Source organism: Sulfuricaulis limicola (assembly GCF_002355735.1).
In the GTDB taxonomy this organism is placed as follows: Bacteria; Pseudomonadota; Gammaproteobacteria; order Acidiferrobacterales; family Sulfurifustaceae; genus Sulfuricaulis; species Sulfuricaulis limicola.
Genome location: NZ_AP014879.1, coordinates 2,762,969 through 2,785,619, shown reverse-complemented (window position 1 = coordinate 2,785,619; position 22,651 = coordinate 2,762,969). Strand labels below are relative to the sequence as shown.

General features: G+C 62.7%; 23 protein-coding genes. 6 read left to right on the top strand and 17 right to left on the bottom strand.

Features of this window, described 5'->3' with window-relative positions; translation table 11 throughout:
* Positions 1–31: 31 nt before the first annotated feature.
* The 4 genes from SCL_RS13525 to SCL_RS13510 all read right to left on the bottom strand — a co-directional run bounded on the left by SCL_RS13525 (position 32) and on the right by SCL_RS13510 (position 3,435).
* Positions 32–1,069, bottom strand: coding sequence for a DmsE family decaheme c-type cytochrome (locus tag SCL_RS13525; RefSeq protein WP_096361704.1), 1,038 nt, complete (start codon positions 1,067–1,069; stop codon positions 32–34).
* A gap of 85 nt (positions 1,070–1,154) precedes the next feature.
* Positions 1,155–2,456, bottom strand: coding sequence for an ethylbenzene dehydrogenase-related protein (locus SCL_RS13520; protein WP_096361996.1), 1,302 nt, complete (start codon positions 2,454–2,456; stop codon positions 1,155–1,157).
* A gap of 122 nt (positions 2,457–2,578) precedes the next feature.
* Complete coding sequence (locus SCL_RS13515; RefSeq protein ID WP_096361703.1) at positions 2,579–2,932, bottom strand: c-type cytochrome; 354 nt, start codon at positions 2,930–2,932, stop codon at positions 2,579–2,581.
* Positions 2,933–2,988: 56 nt separating this feature from the next.
* Entirely contained in the window at positions 2,989–3,435 is a 447-nt protein-coding gene (locus tag SCL_RS13510) for a c-type cytochrome (protein ID WP_096361702.1), read from the bottom strand.
* A 280-nt stretch (positions 3,436–3,715) separates the two neighbouring features.
* Here SCL_RS13510 and SCL_RS13505 point away from each other — a divergent pair, with 280 nt between their 5' ends.
* On the top strand, positions 3,716–5,752 hold the full coding sequence (locus SCL_RS13505) for a cytochrome b/b6 domain-containing protein (protein WP_096361701.1): 2,037 nt from the start codon (positions 3,716–3,718) through the stop codon (positions 5,750–5,752).
* 100 nt (positions 5,753–5,852) lie between these two features.
* Positions 5,853–6,695 carry a Crp/Fnr family transcriptional regulator gene (locus tag SCL_RS13500; RefSeq protein ID WP_172426061.1) on the top strand — a complete coding sequence of 281 codons (843 nt, stop codon included), beginning with the start codon at positions 5,853–5,855 and terminating at the stop codon, positions 6,693–6,695.
* Positions 6,696–6,725: 30 nt separating this feature from the next.
* On the opposite strand, the gene SCL_RS13495 is transcribed toward SCL_RS13500, so the two are convergent.
* From SCL_RS13495 to SCL_RS13485, 3 genes are all read right to left on the bottom strand, one after another.
* Entirely contained in the window at positions 6,726–9,104 is a 2,379-nt protein-coding gene (locus SCL_RS13495) for a glycoside hydrolase family 15 protein (protein WP_197702647.1), read from the bottom strand.
* A 20-nt stretch (positions 9,105–9,124) separates the two neighbouring features.
* Positions 9,125–10,639, bottom strand: a complete 1,515-nt coding sequence (gene zwf, locus SCL_RS13490; RefSeq protein WP_096361699.1) for a glucose-6-phosphate dehydrogenase — start codon at positions 10,637–10,639, stop codon at positions 9,125–9,127.
* A gap of 232 nt (positions 10,640–10,871) precedes the next feature.
* A complete protein-coding gene (locus SCL_RS13485; protein ID WP_172426060.1) occupies positions 10,872–12,971 on the bottom strand; it encodes an OmcA/MtrC family decaheme c-type cytochrome in 2,100 nt (699 codons plus the stop codon).
* Between SCL_RS13485 and SCL_RS14305 the strand changes: the two genes are divergently transcribed.
* Positions 12,970–13,134, top strand: coding sequence for a hypothetical protein (locus SCL_RS14305; RefSeq protein WP_172426059.1), 165 nt, complete (start codon positions 12,970–12,972; stop codon positions 13,132–13,134). The genes SCL_RS13485 and SCL_RS14305 overlap by 2 nt on opposite strands.
* Positions 13,135–13,326: 192 nt before the next feature.
* Here SCL_RS14305 and SCL_RS13480 read toward each other — a convergent pair whose 3' ends face one another.
* From SCL_RS13480 to SCL_RS13465, 4 genes are read right to left on the bottom strand one after another with little or no spacing between them, the layout of a single operon-like run.
* Positions 13,327–13,836 carry a hypothetical protein gene (locus tag SCL_RS13480; RefSeq protein ID WP_096361697.1) on the bottom strand — a complete coding sequence of 170 codons (510 nt, stop codon included), beginning with the start codon at positions 13,834–13,836 and terminating at the stop codon, positions 13,327–13,329.
* Positions 13,836–14,177, bottom strand: a complete 342-nt coding sequence (locus SCL_RS13475) for a cupin domain-containing protein (RefSeq protein ID WP_096361696.1) — start codon at positions 14,175–14,177, stop codon at positions 13,836–13,838. The genes SCL_RS13480 and SCL_RS13475 overlap by 1 nt, the downstream gene beginning before the upstream one ends.
* Positions 14,178–14,201: 24 nt before the next feature.
* Positions 14,202–14,486 carry a DUF6504 family protein gene (locus SCL_RS13470; RefSeq protein WP_197702646.1) on the bottom strand — a complete coding sequence of 95 codons (285 nt, stop codon included), beginning with the start codon at positions 14,484–14,486 and terminating at the stop codon, positions 14,202–14,204.
* Between the two features lie 32 nt (positions 14,487–14,518).
* The gene (locus tag SCL_RS13465; RefSeq protein ID WP_096361694.1) at positions 14,519–14,935 is read right to left on the bottom strand and encodes a DUF488 domain-containing protein; all 417 of its coding nucleotides are present in this window, start codon (positions 14,933–14,935) and stop codon (positions 14,519–14,521) included.
* Positions 14,936–15,110: 175 nt separating this feature from the next.
* On the opposite strand from SCL_RS13465, the gene mtnB reads away from it, so the two are divergent.
* Complete coding sequence (mtnB, locus tag SCL_RS13460) at positions 15,111–15,746, top strand: methylthioribulose 1-phosphate dehydratase (protein ID WP_096361693.1); 636 nt, start codon at positions 15,111–15,113, stop codon at positions 15,744–15,746.
* Positions 15,747–15,748: 2 nt separating this feature from the next.
* Here mtnB and SCL_RS13455 read toward each other — a convergent pair whose 3' ends face one another.
* On the bottom strand, positions 15,749–16,360 hold the full coding sequence (locus SCL_RS13455; protein ID WP_148665105.1) for a hypothetical protein: 612 nt from the start codon (positions 16,358–16,360) through the stop codon (positions 15,749–15,751).
* A 209-nt stretch (positions 16,361–16,569) separates the two neighbouring features.
* On the opposite strand from SCL_RS13455, the gene SCL_RS13450 reads away from it, so the two are divergent.
* Together SCL_RS13450 and SCL_RS13445 are read left to right on the top strand one after the other, a co-directional pair.
* On the top strand, positions 16,570–17,988 hold the full coding sequence (locus SCL_RS13450) for an NfeD family protein (RefSeq protein ID WP_096361691.1): 1,419 nt from the start codon (positions 16,570–16,572) through the stop codon (positions 17,986–17,988).
* Position 17,989: 1 nt separating this feature from the next.
* Complete coding sequence (locus SCL_RS13445; protein WP_096361690.1) at positions 17,990–18,748, top strand: slipin family protein; 759 nt, start codon at positions 17,990–17,992, stop codon at positions 18,746–18,748.
* 2 nt (positions 18,749–18,750) lie between these two features.
* Here SCL_RS13445 and SCL_RS13440 read toward each other — a convergent pair whose 3' ends face one another.
* From SCL_RS13440 to purD, 5 genes are all read right to left on the bottom strand, one after another.
* Positions 18,751–19,284, bottom strand: a complete 534-nt coding sequence (locus SCL_RS13440) for a hypothetical protein (protein WP_096361689.1) — start codon at positions 19,282–19,284, stop codon at positions 18,751–18,753.
* A gap of 98 nt (positions 19,285–19,382) precedes the next feature.
* Positions 19,383–19,784, bottom strand: a complete 402-nt coding sequence (locus SCL_RS13435; protein WP_096361688.1) for an acyl-CoA thioesterase — start codon at positions 19,782–19,784, stop codon at positions 19,383–19,385.
* Complete coding sequence (gene hemF, locus SCL_RS13430) at positions 19,781–20,701, bottom strand: oxygen-dependent coproporphyrinogen oxidase (RefSeq protein ID WP_096361687.1); 921 nt, start codon at positions 20,699–20,701, stop codon at positions 19,781–19,783. The genes SCL_RS13435 and hemF overlap by 4 nt, the downstream gene beginning before the upstream one ends.
* Before the next feature lie 112 nt (positions 20,702–20,813).
* The gene (tsaC, locus tag SCL_RS13425) at positions 20,814–21,356 is read right to left on the bottom strand and encodes an L-threonylcarbamoyladenylate synthase type 1 TsaC (protein WP_096361686.1); all 543 of its coding nucleotides are present in this window, start codon (positions 21,354–21,356) and stop codon (positions 20,814–20,816) included.
* A complete protein-coding gene (gene purD, locus SCL_RS13420; protein WP_096361685.1) occupies positions 21,356–22,651 on the bottom strand; it encodes a phosphoribosylamine--glycine ligase in 1,296 nt (431 codons plus the stop codon). Before purD ends, tsaC begins: the two co-directional genes overlap by 1 nt.

Here is a 22,651-nt window from a genome sequence, read left to right as displayed (position 1 = left end):
CCTCTCTAGCTGACTAGCTGTCGTTAACACGTTAACGGCGGAACCCGCGGCCGGTGCCATCGGTAGGGTTGTTGCTGCCGTGGATCTGCGTATGGCAGTTCGTGCAGCCGCGCGCCATGATCACGGCCTGGGCGGTGGACGGGTTCAGGCCGCCCGCCACGCCGTCCTCCGGCACGGTCGAATGATGCGAGGTCGGTTCGTGGCACGACTGGCACAGGAAGGGGGAGCGCAGCTTGAGCAGGCTGGGATTCGTGGCGCCATGCGGGTTGTGGCAGATCGAGCAGTCCTCCTGCACCGGCTCGTGCGTGCGCACGAACGGCCCGCGCTTTTCCATATGGCACTGGTAGCAGGTGTCATTGACGTTGTCGCGCACCAGCAGCTTGGGTCCGGCGCTGCCGTGCGGATTGTGACAATCCGAGCAGGCGACCTTGCCTTCCTTGATCGGGTGGCGCGACGGCCGGTTCATCTGGGCGCGCTGTTCCTTGTGGCAGGCGAAGCACATCTCCGTCTGGGCATGCTTGTCGCGAGCCCGGTCGTGGGTCGTGTGAATCTGATGACAGGAAGTGCAGGCGACATCGCCCGCCTCGTGCGCGCTGCCGACCCAGTGAATGCGCTCCCCGCCGTTGTGGCACTCGAGGCAGGGTGCATTGCGTTCGGCCACCGGCGTGCTGGTGTTCTTGCCGAACAACCCGAAGTAGCGTTCCACCTGGAGCTCGGCCGGGATCGTCGGGCGCATGCCGAAGAGGCGTTCCGGCTTGGGACGATCCTTCTCGCCCTTCGGTATGTTCAGGTGGCTCTTGCTCTCGCCGTGGCAGGTGGTGCAAGTCGGTGTATTTTTGTCCGCCATCACGCCGTGCCGGGTCTTGCCGATCGCCAGCACCGGATAGACTTCGGTCTCGTCGTGGCACTGGGTGCACACGGCATCGCCCTTGAGGACCATGTCCTTGGGCGCCGCTTTGGCTTCCGCCTGGTCTGCGGCGGGTTTGGCTTCTTCGGCCAGCAAGGGGCTGGCGGCGCCCCCGAGGCCGAGGCAGATACAGACAACCAGTATTCGTCCGGTAATTTTCATTGTTGAGTCCCCCGTCTTTTCGTTAACCTCCAGCCGATATCTCCATCTCCTGTGCTCTATCTGCCACGGCGCAATCAATATCAAATTACGGAAGCTTGACGGCCTGGATGTCCGCCTTGGCGCCCAGCCCCAGTGTCCTGACGAATGAAACCTGATGCCCGCGCGTGGTGATGTTGTCGTCATGCACCGCGAAGCCGACGTTATAGACGCCGCCCGCCTTGAGCGCCTTGTCGTCATCGTTGGTCAGGCCGAGCGGACGGATCATCACCACGGTCCACATGCCCTTCTTCCAGCTGGCGATGGCGTTGTTGTCGGCGGCCGATCCCTTTGCATCTTCGCGACTGACGATGTAATCCGGAATCATGTCGCCTTCCTTCCAGCCCGCCTTGGGATCAAATGGCACGGCATTCTTTTCGCGAATCAGGAAGTGGTCGCCCTTGCGCAACTGTTTGGCGGTGATGGACTTGTAACCGACCTTTTTCGCGTCCCACATGAACTTGGGCTGGTGGGTCTCTTTGTCGGCGTTGCTGCCGAACATGTCTTTGCCGGCATCACCGAGGCGCCACTCGAGGACATAGCCGTCATCAGCCATGCCGACCGGATTGCTGCGGTGGGCGCGCCACTGGATCAGGTCGACGAAGCCGCCGGCAGCCTTGATTTTGGCAATCTCCTCGACCGACTTGCCAGTCTTCCAGTCGGACGGGTTGGTCCGGCTTTCCGGCAGGTATTTGCGTACGTCTTTCTTCTTGATGGCGGTAAGCAATGCGTTGGCTTCAACCTCTTCCTTGGTGAACTGCTTCGGCATGTCGCGCTGGCCATCATGACAGGTGAGCCAGCAGCCTTGTTGGGCGAATCCCGGCACCTTGCCATCGTCGATCATGACCGACATGCGGTCTTCGTAGATGCCCGGCTGCGTGCCTTCCTGCACCACCTTGTCGAGCTTGGGATAGCCGTAAACCTTCCACTCCTTGCCGTCGAAGCGCAGGTACTGATGCTCGCTGCCCGGGAAATTGTTTTGGGTTTTCCACTGGAAGCGCAGGTAGGCATTCTTGTCGTCGAACGCTGCCTGCACCGCGAGATCCTTGTGACCATCCTTGCCCTTGACCGGCGTCGGTTCGAGCGCTCCGCCCTTCACCAGCTTGTTCCCGATGTCTTTTTCCGCATCCTCTTCGTCATGGCAGGAGAGGCAGGCGTCTCCGCGCATGACCTCTTTCACCGCACCCTTGTGGGCGTCGCTGCGCAGCCATTCATAGGAAGACTGTCCCGGATAGAACAGCGGTACTTTGACAACGGGGATCTTCGACCAGTCGATGGTGGCAGGATCGGCGGCCAGGGCAGGCCCGGCGGCCAGGGCGGCAAAGGCCAGGATGAATGCTCTTTTGTTCATGATGATTTCCTCCATGACTGATGATGTAACTCAAGAGCCTCATGCAAAATCCATGTCGAAGCCCATCCTTGTGACTAAACCGTTGCCAGCCCCGCCACGGGCCGCGTCGCTTGGACTGCTTTTTACTTATCGAGTGACAGAATCCACTGCGCCAGATTCTTCATCTCTTTCATGTCCTTGGTATCGATAACCTTGTGTTTTTCTTCGGTGCCATCTTCCATCTTCACCATCGGAGCCGTGGTGAAGTTTTCGATCACCTTGGCTTCGCCATCGGGCTTGCCCTTGTACTTGGCCGCGATCTTCTTGTAGGAGGGTCCCTTCTTGGTCTTGTCGATGGCGTGGCACTTGAAGCAATTGTTTTTCTTCGCCAGTTTCTGGGCCGCGTCGGCATCGATGTCGGCGGCGACGGCGGGGGAGGAAGCGAACACGACGGCGGAAAAGGCGAGCAGCGCGCTGGCGAATATTTTGTGTTTCATGAGATTTCTCCGAGCTTGTTTAGGCAAATGTTTCAAGTGGCTGATTCAGAAATTCCCTATTTGGCTTGCAGCCGATAGATGTATTCGGTCAGCGCCAGTATGCGTGAACGGGCAAAATACGATCGATCCGATTCGGGATCGTGCAAATAGTCATCATAATATTTGCTGCTCCGGTATTCCTTGCCCCAGATCGGCATTTCCCGCGTGCCGTGCGCTTTCAATTCATGCGTGCCCTCGATGGTCTCGAACACCCGGGCGAAGGGGAACACCCCGGCATTTTTTTTGGACAACGTCGTCAGGTCGGTCGCGGGTTTCTTCAGCATCACGCTGTACGCGCCGTCACCCTTTCCCAGCGCACCATGACAAATGGTGCACTTCTGTTCGTACTCGGCCTTGCCGATGTCGACTTTGCGGGCGTCGGTCTTGTCCGCGGCGTAGCCGGCGGTGGCAAGGCCAACCAGGATTGTTCCCAGGAACGCCGAAATGACGGTGGTCGATTTCATTTGTCTCTCCATTCAACGATAGACCATTTCTTGTAAGGAGCGCTCTGGAAGAGTCTGTGGATTGCGCAAGATTAATAGTGTGCCACTTCATCGGACATTGATAAATATCAACCCGGAACGAATCCCGGTATTATTGATAAATATCAAATAACAACGGAAGCTTATCAATAATCATGAGACATGACGAGAATCCGGCGTGCGGCTGGCAACTTGATGGCAAGTCTGTCTCCATGAATACCGCACAAAACTGCTTCGCAATGTCGAACCGAGGACCAGGGACATGCGCATTTCCAAACTGACAGCGTGGATGATGCTGGCCGCTGTTTGTCTGACGCTGCCGGCGCTGCTGCGGCCGGCCGAGGCGACCGCGGCCGTCGACGCCGGGAGCCGCGGCGCGCCGCCGGCCGCGGAAAAACTGGACAACAGCACCTGCCTGATCTGCCACGGCGCCAAGGCGGACAAACTGACGGCGCCGGGAGCGGAGGGCAAGCCGCGCACCTTGCAGGCGATACAGGAGAATCAGTTCGGAAAAGGCGTGCACGGCGAGATGACCTGCGTGGGCTGTCACCAGGACATCACCAGCAGCAAGGCGCCGCACAAGAAAGGGCCGGCGCCCAAGGCCAACTGCGTGACCTGCCACGAGGCGTTGTGGGAAACCGCGAAGCAGCAAAACCTGACCAGGGAAAGGGCGAGACTGGGAATCGTGGTCCAGAACATCGAGGCGTACAAGAATTCGTTTCACGCGCGGCCGAGCACCGACGACAAAACCCGCCCCAACGCGGCCTGCGACGATTGCCACGATTCACACTATTTCAACGTGCCGCCACGCGGCACTTCCAGGCGCACCGACTGGCACCTGACGGTGTCGAAGGTTTGCGGCGAGCAGTGCCACACCGATCAGCTCGAGAGTTACGCGGAATCGGTGCATGGCGTCGAAACCATGGAGAAAAAAAATCCCAAGGCGGCGGTGTGCACGGATTGCCACACCACCCACAGCATCGCGAACACGTCCAAGGACGCTTTCAAGCTGCTGATCATCGAGAATTGCGGCACCTGCCACCTGGAAAATTTCCTCACCTACCGGGACACCTATCACGGCCAGGTCACCAAGCTGGGCTACACCTACACGGCCAAGTGCTACGACTGCCACGACAGCCACAAGATTCTCCGGGTGGACGACCCGCAATCGAAGGTGCACCCGGACAACCGCCTCGAAACCTGCCGGCAGTGTCACGACGGCAAGAAACTTCCGCTGGCGACGGCGGGATTCGCGACTTTCGGTCCCCATGCCAACGACCACGATTTCAAGCGCTATCCGCAGATGTGGATCGCCTCGAGATTCATGCATTGGCTGCTGGTGTTCGTGTTCGCCTACTTCTGGGTGCATTCCTTGCTGTGGTGGTACCGGGAATACGAACGCCGCAAGGAGGGCGAACTCAGGCCGCGCGTGCGCGTGGACGAATTGCCGCTGGCGGAGGCCAAACAGGTGCGCCGCTTCGGGCCCCTGTGGCGGCTCGCGCATCTGCTGTTCGCCCTGAGCGTCATGACGCTGATCCTGACCGGCATGGCGGTGTTCTATTCCTATACCGACTGGGCGCCGGTCATCATGAAGGCGCTCGGCGGCCCGCAGGTGGCGGGAATCATTCACCGCACCAGCGCGGCGATCATGCTCGGCATTTTCTTCCTGCACCTGGTCGCCGTCGCCATCAATATCTGGCGCAACCGCAAGACCTTCCGCTGGTTCGGTCCCGATTCGCTGGTACCGAACTGGAAGGACCTTGAGGACGCCATCGGCATGTTCAAGTGGTTCTTCAACAAGGGACCACGGCCGACCTTCGACCGCTGGACCTACTGGGAGAAATTCGACTATTGGGCGGTGTTCTGGGGCATGGCCGCCATCGGCGGCACCGGCATGCTGCTGGCCTTCCCGAACGTGACCGCGGCGATCTTCCCGGGATGGGTGTTCAACGTGGCGGCGCTGGTGCACGGCGAAGAGGCGTTCCTGGCCGCGGTGTTCCTGTTCACGGTGCACTTCTTCAACAACCATTTCCGGCCGGACAAGCTGCCGCCGCCGGACATCGTGATGTTCACCGGCACCCAGTCGTTGGAAGAGTTCAAGCGCGAACATACGCTGCAGTACCGGCGCCTGGTCGAGAGCGGACAACTGGAGAAGTATCTGGTGCAGGCGCCGTCGCAGCCGATGACGCTGGGATCGAAGGTATTGGGCATCACCCTGATCATTTGCGGCCTGACGCTCCTGGTCCTGGTGACGGTGGGCTTCTTCGGCGGCCATACGCCGCACAGCTTTACCCAATAACCGGACTGACGGAATGGCCGGGGTTGACGATTGTCAATTAGTCCTGCGGACTTCCGTGTCAGGATAAATGACAGGCATGATGATGGGACGAGAGGCATCCATGACGCGAAAAAGGCGCGGCGGGCGGTCGGAGGCGTGCGCCGGCGCCTCGTGCGGGACTTCTCCGCCGACCGGTAAACGCGACCCGCTACCCCGTACGTACGGGATCAACGATTGCGAATACTGCGAGGCAAAACTGTATGCGGGTCTTTCCGCCAGGCAGGTCAGCGAGTTGCGTGGCCGCCTCGGTTCCAGCCACAGCGGTCCGCGCGAGATATTGTTCCGTGCCGGCGATCCGTCGAAATACCTGTACGTGGTCCGTGAAGGGCAGCTCAAACTGACGCGCACCGACATCACCGGTCACGTGCATCTCCTCAACCTGGTCGGACCCGGCTATTTCCTCGGCTTCGATGACGTCGGCAATGCCACTCACAGCTACAGCGCCGAGACCCTGACGCCGACCGTGTTCTGCCGGATCAAACATGACGATATCGCATGGTTGCTCGCGCAAGCGCCGCAGGTGTCGCTGAATATCCTGCTTGCCGTCAATGAGCAATTGGCGCAGGCGCGCAACATGATTCGTGCCCTGGGCCAGAAGACGGCGATGGAAAAGGTCGCTGCGCTGTTGTTGAGCCTGTATCCGCCAGGTGCCGCGGGCGGAAGCGGCAAGGCCGGAGCGTTGCATCTGTCGCGCCAGGAGATGGCGGAGATCCTGGGTCTCACGGTGGAGACAGTCAGCCGCATCATGGCGGGACTGCGGCGCAAGGGGATTATCAACGCACCCCGCGGGCGCATCGTCGTTTCCGTCCGCCCTCGCCTCCAGGCGTTGGCGGGCGATCCGCCGCGCGCGACCTCTTCGAGAAAGAAATACCGGTCACGCCGCCAGGGACGTGTCGCGGCGTGAGCAGTAACGACAACGCAAACAGGGCAACCATCAACCGGTGATCTCGATCCGGTAACGTCGCTCGTCCGCGACCCGGCTGTCGTCATGGCGGAAACTGAACTCGATCCGCGCGCCGCCCGATACCATCGTCATGACCGGCGTCACGGTGTGCAGACCCAGTCCGCTGTCCTCGGTGCGCAGCTCGTATACGGTACGCCAGCCGTCCGCACTCCAGCGTACCAGTGACGGTGCGTGCAGGCAGATGCGCAGTCGCTGACCCGCGCCGATGCGACCGATCGGTGCCTGTTCACACCAGTGTCGCCACGTCGCCGCCGGCGCTTGGCCGTGGTAGCGTTCCCACACCGCGGCCGGCCGGTCAAAGGGCGTTCCCAGCGCGCGCGATACCGCCAGCTTGATGTATTCCGCGTGGGCCCAGGCCAGCGGCATGGCCGAACCGGTGGGGCGTCCGGGGTAGAGCCAGCGCGCCGGTATCGCCGCGCTGTCCCAAACCTGTTCCGGCATCATCCCGCCCGGTCCGCACATGGACGCCATGGTGGTCAGCAGAGACAGCGGATCGCGGCCGGCACATAACTCGTAATGTCCGCGCTCGCCGGTGAGCAGGGGCCAGGCGCGGCCCTGGCCGGTGCCGTCAAACGGAGCGCCGTCAGAATGCTCGCCGTAGCCGTCGCCGTTATAGCGATGCCACGCCGGACCGCCGGGCGTATCGACTTTCAATAATTCATCGACCACCTTGAGCGTGTCGAGGATCAGCGGGTCGTCGGCGCGGCGCAGGCCGAAGCGCACCAGTTGCAGAAAATCGGTGCCGACCTGCTCCGTGGCCGGCAGTCCGGGGTCCTGCACACGATTCTTGATCGGCAGGGATCCGTTGAGCGCTTCTTCGTCCATCAGCGTCTCGGCCGGCGCGATACGCACGTAATAACCCGCCACGCCGGCGCGACGCGCCAGTTCGGTTCCACGCGCCAGCGTCCATTTTTCAATCTGGGCATTCCAGTCGTCGGCCAGTGCCAGCGCCATGTCGCGCGCAGCCGGTTCGAGAAAGCGCGCCCCGCCCACCAGTGCCGCGATGCACGCCGCCAGCGTGAAGGCATTCACCCCGGCGTCCTCCTCCCAGCGGTCCTGATCGCTGGCCGGTCCGGTGCGCGCGATGAAACCGAGCGCCCGGCGCACCATGTCTGTTACCTCGGTACCGGCAAGGGCGTCGTGTTCGTGCAGGCGCGCGGCCAGCAGCACCGGAAACGCAGTCTCATCGAGCTGGATCCCCTGCCAGAACGGCTTGCCGCCCAGCCACTGATTCTGGTTCCAGTGTCCATCGGCATGCTGGGTCGAGATCAGGTAACGCAGGATTTCGCGCGCCTTGTCGTCGTCGCCGAGCGCCAGCAGCGCGCCCGCGCATTCGGCCAGGTCGCGCGGCCACACCAGGTGATAACCGCCGCGTTCGTTGCGGGTATTGCCCCAGGGAATACTCAGGCTCGCCACCATCGCCCCGGGGTAGGTCAGATCGAGATGCGCGCGCAGCACCATCGCCGACGTCGTGAACTGCTCGCGCAAGGCTGCCGGCAGATCGGGCGTGGCCTTGCAGCATTCATCGCAGCCGGCATGCCAGTCCCGCCAGCGGTCGATTTGCGCCTGCCAGTGGTTGGCAAATGGCTGCATCAGCGCGCCAACCGCGAGAGTTGCAGCCGACTCGCGGCTGCTGCCGAAGCCGAGCGCCAGCGTCGAACGGCGCGGCAGTTCACCCATGAGCGCGACATTGCCGGGACCGGCCTCCCGGTACTGCCACTGCATCGCGCCGTTATGCTTGAAGTCCTGCCAGCCGTCGCTCATCCCGACATAGCCGGCGCTGGCGCGGCCCCAGGCATCGCGCTGCGTCGCGTCCACGGCGGCCAGCGCCAGTCCGAAGGGCCCCTGTTCCGCCCACAGCAGCTTGCGACCGTGATATTCATTGACTGCCGCGTGGTTGTCGTAGCCGGTGCCACCGAGATGCGGCGCGAGCAGGGTGTAAGGCCGGAGGTCTTCGTCGCCGTCCAGCCGGACATCGATCAGCAACACGTCGCGTTGTTGATCCGGCGCGATGCGCAATGTGAGATCGAAACGCGGGTGGCGATGCACAATTTCCACCGCAGGGACGCCGGGCGCGGCGGTGCGCACCTCGCGGCCGTGCAGACGTTTCACCTCCACCCAGAATCCCTTGTCGTCGGCGACGATAAAACCCAGATCGCGGATCTGCGGAATATCGATGCGCGGGTAATAGACTTCGTTGACGATGCCGTAGCCGACGCTATACCAGAGCCGCGACGAACCCAGTGCGCAGCCGACCATGTCCTTGGCGCTGCTCGTCCAGGTCGGGGGGATGCCGGGCGCGCCCGGCGCGCGATCTTCGGTGACCGACATGTGCGTGGTTTGGTCCATGGCAAATTCGGTGCAGGCCTTCAGCCCGCCGGCGCTTCCGGCGGCAATGTCGGCGTCAGCCAGCTGTTGCCGTCAGCGGCCACCAGCGCTTCGGCCGATTCCGGTCCCCAGGTGCCGGCGGCGTAATTGGGGAAATCATCCGGCGGATTATCCGCCCACGCCTCCAGCACCGGCATCAACACCCGCCACGCGGCCTCGACCTGGTCGGCACGCATGAACAGGGTCGCGTCACCGGTCATCACGTCATGCAGCAGCGTCTCGTAGGCCTCCGGCGATGGCATGTTGAAGGCCTCGCGATAACTGAAACGCATGTCCACCGGGCGCAGCCGCAGGGCCGAACCGGGTTCCTTGGCCATGAACTTGAGCACGATACCCTGCTCGGGCTGCATCTGGATCACCAGCCGCACCGGTTGCGTGTTGAGTCCGGCGGAAGCCGGGAAGGCGCGATGTGGCACGTCGCGGAAGCGAATCGAGATTTCCCACACCGCCGCCGTCAAGCGCTTCCCGGTACGCAGGTAAAACGGCACGTCCTGCCAACGCCAGTTGTCGACGAACAGCCGCACCGCCGCGTAGGTCTCGGTGTTCGATTGTGGATTCACCTCCGGCTCGTGGCGGTAGGCGGGCACCCGCGCGCCGTTGATCCAGCCGTCCGCGTACTGGCCGCGCACCGCGCACTGCGGCACCTGTTCGCGGGTGATCGGCCGCAGCGCGCTCAGCACGTCCAGCTTGCGGCCGCGGATGTTGTCGGCGTCGTAGGCCACCGGCGGTTCCATCGCCACCAGACACAACAGTTGCATCAGATGATTCTGCACCATGTCGCGGAGCGCGCCGGCACGTTCGTAAAACGCGCCGCGGTGCTCGACGCCGAGCGTCTCGGCCACCGTGACCACCACATGGTCGATGTAACGCCGGTCCCAGACCGGTTCGAAAATCGGATTCGCGAAACGCATCGCCAGGATGTTCTGTACGGTCTCCTTGCCCAGAAAGTGATCGATGCGGTAGAGCTGTTTTTCGGTGAACTGCTCGCCCAGCACCGCGTTGATTTCGCGGAACGACCGCAAGTCATGGCCCAGCGGTTTTTCCACCACGATGCGCGAGCACGCCGGATCGCGCGCCAGCCCGGCGGCGCCGAGACCGCGCGCGATCGGCGCGAACAGCGACGGCGGTGTTGCCATGTAGAAGATGCGATCCGTCGCCGGGACCGCCTTGGCCGACAAGCGTTGACCCAGTGCCGTGAAGGCAGCCGGATCGGTCACATCCATGCGCTGATAATCGATACGCGTCGCAAATTCAGTCCAGACATCCGCCGCCGGCGCGCCGCGCCGCGAAAAATCCGCGACACCCTGGCGATAACTCTGTGCGAGTGTCGCCGCCTGGTTGTCTTGCCGATCAACGGCGAGCAGCCGGAAGCGCGCCGGCAGTTGTCCGTCCAGGTGCAGGTTGAACAGCGCCGGAACGATCAGCCGCCGCGACAGATCACCGCCCGCGCCGAACAGCACGAACACGGTATCGGGATTGGGGCTCCGGATTTCCATTCGCGCCACGCCTTGTGGTTCTGGTGGAAGAATTCAGGGGAACGGGAACTCTCGTTCAATGGTCATTTCGACTGGGGTGCGTTGCAAACGTTCCCCGTGATCGGCCGGGTCAGGTTTGAGGCCAGGCAGACAAGGCCCATGAACGACCATGGCCCGGGGGCGCTGAACCGCCGCGCCCCCGGGCCATGACTTTGCTTTGACTACATCTTGCGACAGGCCGCGTTATTTCATTCTACTTCACGCCATGGACCGTCTTGATGTCGGCGACGGAGCCCGGCCCGTGGCAGATGGAGCAGGTCTCCAGGTTGGTGTTGATGGTCGCTTCCGTTGCCGAGAACGTCCCGGTACCCCAGGTCATGTGCGTTTGCGCCAGGGTGTCGTCATGGCACGACGAGCACACCGCGGCGGTCGGCGAGATGTTGAGGTCGTCGGTCTGATCGGCCAGCCCGGTGGTCAGCGTCGCGGCGTCGACCGCGCTGGGCGCGGTATCGATGGTGCTGCCCAGGATGCCGCTCTGCGTCGGTGATGCCCAGACCCCCGACAGCTGGTATGACGAGGTGGTATGGCAACTCGCGCAGTCCTTCAGAATGCCCGGGAAGCGGACGTGGCTGAAGTCAACCGGGTTCTGGGTTGCCGGCGCCGAGAAGAAGCCGTACACGACCAACCCCTTCGTACGCATGTCAGCCGCATGGATTCCGTGAATCATGCGCTTGAAGTCGATCGACTCCTCCTTTTTGAGATCCAGCATGGTCGCGGCCACCGGGATGCCACCGGTCTTGGGACGCCGGCCCACGTCGGTCGCGTTCGGGTTGTGGCACATGACACAGATCTGCGGCTCGTCCGTGCGCGCGCCGCCATGCAGGCTCAAGCGCTCGTGACACAGATTGCACTTGGCCATGTCGACCACGGTGCGCCGTGCCACCAGGGAGGCGCCGGTGATGAGGAAGTCCTTCACCACGCTCTTGACCTGGATCGTCTCTTTGGTCGCATCGCCATTGACGTCGGCGGAAAAGCGCGCGTGGAAGCCGGCCCGGCCGCTGCCCGTCGCGTCCGCCGGAACGGCGGTCGTGGAAGTAACACTGTAGGTGCCGTCGCCATTATTGGTTACGGTCCCCGCCAGCGCGCCGCTGCTGAGCAGGCTGATGCTGATCGGCTGGGAGTTGGAGCGACCATTGTTGTTGATGTCGGTCGTGCTCCAGCCGATGAGCAGGCTCATGCTGCCACCGGTGATGGCCGGCGTGGCTGCGATGTCGTAAGGCACATCGGCAGCATTGGTTATCGAAAACCTGATGGTCGGCAACGCCAGCGGCGCCGTGTTGGTCACGCTCACGATCTTGAGTTTGTACTTCGCCCCTTCCGCCTTCAGCAGTGCCGGCAGGGCATGCTTCTCCGCGATGCTGCCGGCCTCCTCGCCGGACGAGTGGCAGCCGAGGCAACTTTCGCTGTCGGTGACGGCGCTCACATCGCCGCCGGAGTGGCCATTGGGATCGGCGCTTCTGGCCTTGCTGAAGTCGATGTTGTCATGGCACGAGCCGCAGGCGGCGATACTCGGCTGGGTTTGCCAGTTGTTGCCCTGCGCGCTCGCGGCACCGTCGTGACACTTGGTGCAATTGCGAATGTCCTGCGGGAAGTGGACATCCGAATAATCATGGCTTCCGATTGCGTAGGTGCCGCCGGCAACGACGCTCGGGAGATCATGGCCGCGATGGATCTTGTGGATCATCACCTTGAAGTCAACCGTCTTGTTCGGCGTACCGGCCGACCAGGTGCCCGGATTGTGACAGGTGACGCACAGCCTGGTCTCGACGCGACTGCCATGAAGCGAGAGCTGGTTGTGGCACTCGTTGCACTTCGCCGTTGTGACGATATCGCGCGCGTTCGCGACCGGACCGCTGCCCGGCACGAAATCGTACGTCGCGTTGTATTTCGGGTAAGCGGAGTTGCCCTGCTGGATCGTGACGCGGTGCGTCAGGCTCGGTTGATAACTGATATCGAGGGGGTTGCCGCTCGCATCGGTGCACGGCGCCGGACAGGGGTTGGCCGCGGCGCTGGTGATGTCGGTGCCAAAAGTATAAGTGTAGGTGCCGTTCAGGTGGTCGACCAGCACGGCACCCGCCATGTTGCGCTCCTGTGATCCCGCCACGGCCCCGCTTCTGGCGACGTTGATGTAGTTTTGCCAATTGCTGGGCGCGCCATTGGTGCCCGGAACCAGCTTCGCGATATTGAATCGCAGGTCTGCCTTGGTGAGTCCGGCAACCGGGACGCCGTCCTGATTGGCGATGCTGAATGTGACCACCGGCGGGCTGCTGATGGTGACCCCGGTGATGGACATGGTTAACGCCGTGGCGGTAGACGGCGATGTCACGCCACCCGGTGGCGCGACAATGATGGTGGTGTCGCCGGAGGATGTCCCCGGTGTGCCGGATTCGCCGTCGCTGCCGCTGCAACCCGCCAGGGCGACCACCGCTAAAGCCGAAATGAAACTGAACCGTTGAAACGCGGATCGGTTATTGATGTTCATAATGCCCCCAATGGCTGACGACCGGGATTACACGATTGTTTTTACATGCCGTGAAATTACCGGAGCCATTAAGCGCCGGACGGGGGATTGCGTCATTGAGATATATCAATCAGCCTGAGCGGGGGCCAATTTATTTGATAAATATCAATTTTGATAAATATCAATATCAGAACTTGCGGCTGTCGTAGGCCCAGTGCAACAGCGCCTGCCGCTGCCGGCGCCGGCATTTCACATCGCCTTTGCGGCAGTGCTTTTTGATCTGGGCAATGTGCCGTGTCATCGCCTTCCAGCGCCTGATCTGGCGCACGTCGTCCGGGCCGCGCCGGCCGAGGTAATAGCGGCAATACCACTGGAACCAGCCGCGCGGGTCCTCGGGATGGATCCAGCCTTTCTGCTTCCAGTACGACAGCGGCTTGGAGGCGTCCACGCCAAAATAATTGAGCTTAGGGTCGCGGCGCTCGGGGGATAATTTCGCCTTTCGGAACCAGGCCGCCGGGAATTCCCGGCGGCAGTCGGTCATGTACTTGCCGCCGAACACGCCCAGCTCCAGCATCTGTGCCGGCGTCAGCTGCGGCTTGAATTCCGGATGGAATTTCTTGCCGGCCGGCGCCACGGGCCAGTACGTGTAGTTCTTCTGCATCCGGTCGTTGACGACGATTTTTTTGCGCGCGGCCATCAGGCGTGGTGCTGCTTTTCCGAAACGATGGTGACCAGCACCGAGGCATCGCACCGCCCGCGCAGCGCGTGCGGATCGTCGCCGGCGAGATACACCAGCTCGCCCGGGCGCAGCACCTGTTGTTTGCCGCGGGAGCTGAACTCGACCTCGCCTTCAATACACTGCACGATGATCTCGCCGTGCACCTTGTGCTCGGCGAATTCCTCGCCCGCCGGGAGAATGAAGCGAAACACTTGGAGGCGATCGGTCAGCACCAGGGTGGCGTTGATGCCCTGTCTCAGTTTCGCGCCGAGAGGGCGGACGTCGACGATCTCGCCGGGTTCTGCGTGGTGAAGTGCCATGTGATGCTCCTTGTCAGCAGTGATTTACTGCGTCGAATCGTCGACGCTGAACAGCCACCAGCGCTCGCCGCGGCGTGGGCCGCGCGGGGAGCGCTCGAAATAGAGTTTCATGATTTCGTGCGGGCCGGTGGCCACCTCGTACCAGTGCTTGCGCACATAGCGCTCCGGGCTGCCGTGGCGGCACCAGCCGGTCTCGCGCCAGCTGCGCAGCACGCCGGCCACTTCGATGGTGCGCCCGCGCCACGTGAACGCGCGCGGCAGTCCCGGTTCCCCGCTTGCCATGCGCGCGGTGTCGTACGTGGCGGTCACGGGGAGAATGGCTTCGGAGACGAAGCGCTCGGTCATTGTCGTCCTCCGGAGCGGGAACGCCCGCCACGGGCATGCTTCGCCGCCGGGCGCCGCTGCGTGCGGGCGCGTGCTTCGAGGAACTGCTTGAGGGCGAAAGCATTGTTCAGGCGTGGTTCCTTCGAGGCGAACAGCAGGGTGACCTTGCGCTTGCGGGTTTCGCGTCGCAGTGAATCCAGGGTCTCCGTCCGGGCCGCGAGCTCGGTGAAAAACCGGCGTTTGAAACCGGGCCATTTCTCCGCTTCGTGCGCGTACCACCGGCGCAATTCGGTCGACGGCGCCAGCTCCCGGGCCCACAGGTCGATCCTGGCGGTGGACTTCGACAGGCCGCGCGGCCAGAGACGGTCGACCAGCACCCTCAGGCCATCGGCCGGCGACGGCGGGTCATAGACTCTTTTGACCGAGATCGACATGCGTGTTCCTCTGCCATGTTTGATCTATTGATGCGCCAACCGGGAGGGGCTGGCAGGTGGACATTGAAAATCGCGCCTCTTAACATGCCTGTCATCAGGATGACAGGATGAGTGGAGCAGAGTTTCATTTAATGATGGCGCCCGCTCCCGTTTCAACTCAAGCCGCGGATTGATTATGGCCCAAACCCTCGATGATCTCCCGCCGCGCGCGGCGCTGGCTGAAATCGCGCGCGATTTCCATGCCCGCGGATGGATGGCGGGCACGGCCGGCAACCTCTCGGCGCGCGCGGACGACGGGCATTTCTGGATCACCGCCAGCGGAATGCCCAAGGGCCGGCTGGACGAGCTGGATTTCCTGCTGGTGCGGGTAAAGGACGGCGAGGTGGTGGAGCGCGTGCGGCCGGAGAACAAGCCCTCGGCCGAGACCGCGATTCATCGCGCGATCTATGCGCTGTTCCCGGCCGCGCGCGCCTGTCTGCACGGCCATGTCGTGACGGCTGCCATCGCCGCGGATCGTGCGAAGAAGGGTGCGAAGAGCCTGCGCCTGCCGGCCATCGAGATGATCAAGGGCTTCGACATCTGGCAGCAGAACCCGAAGGTGGACTTGCCGCTGTTCGAGAATCACCTCGATGTCGCGAAGATCGCGCGCGACATCGATGCGCGTTTCAAAAAGACCAAACCGGCGGTCACGGCGCTCATGGTCCGCGCCCACGGTCCGACCATTTGGGGCGCGAGCCTGCAGCAAGCCTACAACCGCTTCGAAATCCTGGAGTACCTGCTGCGCTATCAGGCGCAGGCCCGCGCGCGCTAAGGTTAGAACCCGGCGCTGACGTACAGCCCAATGCTGTCGCCATCCACCTTGTTGGTGATCGCGCCATTGGTCATCACCAGCGGACTATCGGACTCGTATTCAATAAGCGTTACGCGCGCGCCCAGTTCTATGCGCTCCGCCACCATGTAGCCTGCCTGCAGCAGGAATCCCATCGAATCGTTGAAATCTACCCGACTGGTGGAACCGTTGACCGTCGCCTCGAAGGTCGGGGAGAGGTGGTAAGTCAAGCCGGCACCGAGGGAAATATTGCCCTGCCGCGAGATCAGGATCAGATCCAGCGGCCAGCGGTCGAAGGTGGCATCGCCATTGGTTGCGTTTACGTTGTCGAATTTGTAGTTGATGCCCGCACGCAGGCGCAATGATTTGTCGGCATTGAGATCGAAGTCGTAACCGATGCCCAGATTCAGCAACTGGCCGGCCTGAAGGTCGCTGCCGCTGGTAACGACCGCCAGATCATCGCCGCCGAAGGCAATTTCACCGGTAAGTACCACGCCTGCTGCCTGCGTGTTCAGGGGCATGAATGCCAGCAATGCGAAGACGGCCGGGAACAGCCGGTTTTTTTGGCGGGTTTGAAGCATTTTTTGTTGTTGCACGGGAAATGTCCTCCTTAAGTGGTTATTTTAGGAATACCCCCTCGCTGTCTGTGCGAACACCACCGGCAACGGGTGGGGCAACGCTTTGTTGCACGGCAACAGCATACTGATTCCGGGCCGGTCTTTTCAATGGTGAGTGTCATTTTCCGCACCGTGGCAGTCGGCGGCGATTTCTATCTGAATACGCTTCTCTGGTATGGTGTAGCGATATGAAACGCTGGCGCCTGCTGCTGTTCCTGCTGTTGACCGCCTGGCCGTTGCTGATGCCGGCGCAAGAGGCGGTCGAGGCCGGCAAGCCCGCCGCCGCGGCGGGCAACGTGATATTGCTCAACATCAGCGGCGCCATCGGTCCGGCCACCAGCGATTACGTGCATCGCGGACTGAAAAAGGCGCAACAGGCCGGCGCGACACTCGTGGTGCTGCAGATGGACACGCCGGGCGGGCTCGACACCGCCATGCGCAAGATCATCCAGGACGTCATCGCCTCGCCGATCCCCGTCGTAACTTACGTCTCGCCTTCCGGCGCGCGCGCCGCCAGCGCCGGCGCTTACATCCTGCTGGCCTCGCACATCGCCGCCATGGCGCCGGCGACCAACGTCGGCGCCGCCACGCCGGTGCATATCGGCGGCGTGCCCGATCCGGGCGGCGGCTCCAAGCCGCCGGAGAAGGAGGACAAAAAAGATTCTCCGGACCAGAAGGGTAAAAAGGAAAAACCCGCCAAAGCGGGCAAGCCGGGTATGGACGAGAAGGCGCTGAACGACGCCATCGCCTACATCCGCGGCCTGGCGCAGATGCGCGGGCGCAATGTCGAGTGGGCCGAGAAGGCGGTGCGCGAGGCCGACTCCATTTCCGCCGAAGAGGCGGTGAAGCAGAATGTGGCCGACCTGATCGCGGCCGACCTGCCGGACCTGCTGAAGAAACTCGACGGGCGCAAGCTCAGCCTGCAGGGTCGCGAGATCACGCTCAAGACACAGGGCGCCCAGCTCCAGGCCTACGAACCCGACTGGCGCAACCGTCTGCTGGCGACCATCGCCGACCCGAACGTCGCCTACATCCTGATGCTGCTCGGCATTTACGGGCTGTTCTTTGAATTGTGGAATCCCGGCTACGTGCTGCCGGGCGTGATCGGCGGCATCTGTCTGCTGCTGGCGCTGTACGCGTTTCAGGTCCTGCCCATCAGCTTCGCCGGGCTCGGCCTGATCCTGCTCGGCATCGCCTTCATGGTGGCCGAGGCGTTCCTTCCGAGTTTCGGTGCGCTCGGCATCGGCGGTGTCGTGGCGTTCGTGGTCGGTTCGATCATTCTCATGGACACCGATGTCGAAGGCTATACCGTCGCCTGGCCCCTGATTGCGGGCGTGGCGCTGGCCAGCGCGGCGTTTTTCTTCACCGTGGTGGCGCTGGCCATGAAGGCGCGCAAACGACAGGTGGTGAGCGGCCAGGAAGAAATGCTCGGCGCGACCGGCGCGGCGCTGGAGAACTTCAAAGAGGGCGAAGGCCGCGTGCGCGTGCACAGCGAGGAATGGCAGGCGCGTTCAGGCACGGCACTCAAGCGCGGACAGAAAGTGAAGGTCGTCGGAATCGAGGGGCTGGTTCTGACGGTGGAGCCGTACAACCCGGAGGGTCATTGATATGGGATTCATCTCATGGAGTTTTATTCCTGTCGTTATTGTCGTGCTGGTGTTCTCGGCGTTCCGCATCCTGCGGGAATACGAGCGCGGCGTGGTGTTCATGCTCGGACGTTTCTGGAAGATCAAGGGCCCGGGTCTGATCCTCATCATTCCGGGCGTGCAGCAGATGGTGAAGGTGGACTTGCGCGTGGTGGTGATGGACGTGCCGCCGCAGGACGTGATCTCGCGTGACAACGTGTCGGTCAAGGTCAACGCGGTGGTGTATTTCCGCGTCATGGATCCGCAGCGTGCCATCATCCAGGTCGAGGATTACTATTCCGCCACCAGCCAGCTGGCCCAGACCACCCTGCGCTCGGTGCTCGGCAAGCACGAGCTCGACGAGATGCTGGCCGAGCGCGACAAGCTCAACACCGATATCCAGAAAATACTGGATGCCGCCACCGATGCCTGGGGCATCAAGGTCACGAGTGTCGAAATCAAGCATATCGACATCGACCCCACCATGGTGCGCGCCATCGCGCAGCAGGCCGAGGCCGAACGCACGCGGCGCGCCAAGGTGATTCATGCCGAAGGCGAATTCCAGGCCGCCGAAAAGCTGGTGCAGGCGGCCGATCTGATCAGCAAGAGCCCGCAGGCCTTGCAGCTGCGCTATTTGCAGACCATGGCCGGCATGGCCAACGACAAGAGCAACACCATCGTGTTCCCGTTTCCGATGGATCTGGTTACGCCGTTTCTGGAGATGATGAAGAAAATAAAGTAAGGCTATTGCACCAGCCAGGCATCGATGGGCATGCTGCCCGTCGTGAAGCCGAGTTCGAGCGAAGCCGCGTAGCCCTCGGCGTTAGGCAGGGCGCTGCCACTCTGCACGATCAGGCTCGGCACGCCCTGAATTACGGTGAGCGGTTTCCATTTGCCGTCCGGGCCGCGCATCACCAGCGGCTCCTCGTTCAGCTGGAACTGCGGCGCCCACTTGCCATCGTCGCGCTGGAAGTAGCGCGCCTTCACGATGAACAGCAGCGTGTTTTCCCCGCCCGTGGTTTTGTAGAAGTTCACCGCGCGCTCGCCTGGCCGGGTTTCGGACGTGACCGCATCGCCGGCGCGGATGATCCATTTGTCCCGCGGCTTGCCTTTGTCTTTCGATTCCACCATGCCGCTTTTCAACTCGATTTTGGTTTGCTCCGCCTTGCCGTCCGCGACGTATTCCAGAAGCATCAGCACGGGTGGCTTGGCGGCCTGCAGGGAGGGCGCGATACCCAGCAGGAGAATGGTCAGGGCGAGGGCGACGCGGTGGATCATGGGAAAAAGACTAGTGGCTGATGCTGGTGCTGTCCAATGGCGCGCATCACCCCCTCCCCCTAGCCCCCTCCCGCGAGGGGAGGGGGAAAAGGTTCTTTTCATTCCGGCGGCACGGGACGTTTCTTGCGATCGGCGTCCACCGCCACATAAGTCAGCACCGCCTCGGTGACCTTGACGATCTCGCCCGGATTGGGCGAGCGCAGGCCGCGCTCGGCGTAGACCTCGACATCCACCGTGATCGAGGTGTGGCCCACCTTGATGACCTTGGCGTAGAAGCTGGCCAGATCGTTCACGAACACCGGCGCGACGAAATGGAAGGCATTGACCGCCACCGTGACCACGCGGCCCTTGGCGCGGCGCACGGCCTCGATCGAGCCGGCGATGTCCACCTGCGACATGACCCAGCCGCCGAACACGTCGCCGGCGGCATTGGTGTCCTTGACCATGGGCACCAGCCGCAGCGTGGCATGCCGATTGGGGAGTTGCAGGGGTTCGTTCATGTCGCCTCCGTCGCGAGCCAGTCGCGGGGTTTCAGGAAAACCTCATACAGTTTCGCCTCCGGGCTGCCCGGTTGCGGTTTCCAGTCATAGCGCCACAACACCCGCGGCGGCAGCGACATCAGGATGGATTCGGTGCGCCCGCCGGACTGCAAGCCGAACAGCGTACCGCGATCGTAAACCAGATTGAACTCGACGTAACGCCCGCGCCGGTACAGCTGGAAATCGCGCTCGCGTTCGCCCCAAGGCATGGCCTTGCGTTTCTGCACGATCGGCAGGTAGGCCGGCAGGTAATGATCGCCCACGCTGCGCATGAAACCGAAGGCATGGTCGAAGTTCCGGTCGTTGAAGTCGTCGAAGAACAGCCCGCCGATGCCGCGTGGCTCGTGGCGATGCTTGATGAAGAAATAGTCGTCGCACCATTTCTTGAAGCGCGCGTAGTAATCCGGGCCGAAGGCATCGCAGGCGGCCTTGGCGGTCTTGTGCCAGTGGATCGCATCCTCCTCGAAGCCGTAATACGGTGTCAGGTCGAAGCCGCCGCCGAACCACCACACCGGCTCGGCGCCCGGCTTTTCGGCCATGAAGAAGCGCACGTTGCAGTGCGAGGTCGGCACATACGGATTGCGTGGATGGATCACCAGCGACACGCCGAGCGCCTGGAACGAGCGCCCCGCCAGTTCCGGCCGGTGCGCCGAAGCCGACGGCGGCAGGTTCTTTCCATGTACGTGCGAGAAATTCACCCCGGCCTGTTCGAATACCTCGCCGTCGGCCAGCACGCGCGATTTTCCGCCGCCGCCCTCGGGCCGGTCCCAGCTGTCCTCGCGGAATTTTTCCTTGCCGTCTTCCTTTTCCAGGGCCGCACAGATGCGGTCCTGCAACCCGAGCAGGTAGTCGCGGATAGCTTGGATGTCGATGGCCATGTAAAAAAATCGAATGGACAGGATTTACAGGATTAACAGGATTTAAAAAAATTCGAAACCGGTTTTTTTGATTTAATCATGTAAATCCTGTTAATCCTGTCAGTTGAATTTATTATCCTGGGCGCACCAGTTCGCCGGTGATGGCGTCGCGGATCGGTGTCGGCGCGGGGGCGTCACCCACGCGCCCGGGCAGGATGTAATCCACCTCGCCCTGGAAGCGGCGCACGGTATCACGAAAACTGCGGGTCGGTTCGGCGCCGGCGCGATTGGCGCTGGTGGAGACGATGGCCATGCCGACCGTCTTGCACAGGGCCGCGGCCTGCGCGTGGGCGGTGACCCGCAAGGCAATGCGCGCATGCTCGCCGGTGATCCAGCCCGGCACGCCGTCGCGCGGTTGCAGCAGCCAGGTGTATGGCCCGGGCCAGGTGGCGAGCACCGCGGGCGGGATGTCGTCCACGTACGGGGCCAGCTGTTCCACGTTGGCGGCGATCAGGAGCAGGCCTTTTTGCACCGGCCGGCGCTTGAGGCGCAAGATTCTCAACACCGCGGCGCGGTTCATGGGATCGCAGCCGAGACCGAAGCAATATTCGGTGGCATAGGCGACCACACCGCCTTTCTGGATGATGCGCGCAGCCTGGGTCAGCTGGCCGGACATCAGCGTGTCCGCTCCCGCGCGATGGCGCGGTAGCCGATGTCGCGGCGGTATTGCGCTTTGGACCAGCGAATTTTGTTCACGAGCTCGTAAGCGCGTTTTTGTGCCCCGCTGACGCTTTCTCCGAGCGCAGTGACGCACAACACGCGCCCGCCACTGGTGACCACAGCACCGTCCTTGAGCGCGGTGCCGGCATGGAAAACCTTCGCGTCGGATGCATCGGACACCGGCAGACCCGAAATCGCATCGCCCTTTTTATAGGTGCCGGGGTAACTACCCGCGGCCATGACCACGCCGAGGGCCGCGCGGCTGTCCCATTGCGCCTGCACCGTGTCGAGTTTGCCGTCGATGGCGGCCTCGATGAGTTCGATGAAGTCGGACTTCAGGCGCATCATCACCGGCTGGGTCTCGGGGTCGCCGAAGCGGCAGTTGAATTCGAGCACTTTGGGGGCACCGTCGGGCCCGATCATGACGCCGGCATATAGAAAGCCGGTGTAGGGATGGCCTTCGGCTTTCATGCCGCGCACCGTGGGTTCGATGACTTCGCGCATGATGCGCGCGTGCATCGCGGGCGTGACCACCGGGGCGGGAGAGTACGCGCCCATGCCGCCGGTGTTGGGGCCGGTGTCGCCGTCGCCGACACGCTTGTGATCCTGCGAGGTCGCGAGCGGAAGAATATGCTCGCCGTCGACCATGACGATGAAGCTGGCCTCCTCGCCGGTGAGGAATTCCTCCACCACCACGCGATGCCCGGCCTCGCCGAAGGCGTTGCCTGCCAGCATGTCGCGCACGGCGGCGCTGGCCTCGTCCGTGTTCTGGGCGATGATCACGCCCTTGCCGGCCGCCAAGCCGTCGGCCTTGACCACGATGGGCGCGCCGATCTTTTTGATATAGGCCTCGGCCGCGGCGACGTCAGTGAAATTGCCATAAGCCGCTGTCGGGATCTGGTGGCGCGCCAGGAAATCCTTGGTAAAGGCTTTGGAGCCTTCGAGCTGGGCCGCGTCCCGGGTCGGGCCGAAGATGTGCAGCCCGGCGGCGCGAAATTTGTCTACCACGCCCAGCACCAGCGGCGCCTCGGGACCGACCACGGTGAGATCGATCCTGTTCTGCTGTGCGAAGCGCAACAGGCCGTCCACGTCTTCCGCGGCGATGGCAACATTTTCGCACTTCGGCTCGCGCGCGGTGCCGGCGTTGCCGGGCGCGACACAGACCTTTTCGACCTTCGGCGATTGCGCGATTTTCCACGCCAGCGCGTGCTCCCGACCGCCGCCACCGATGATGAGGACGCGCCGGGCCAT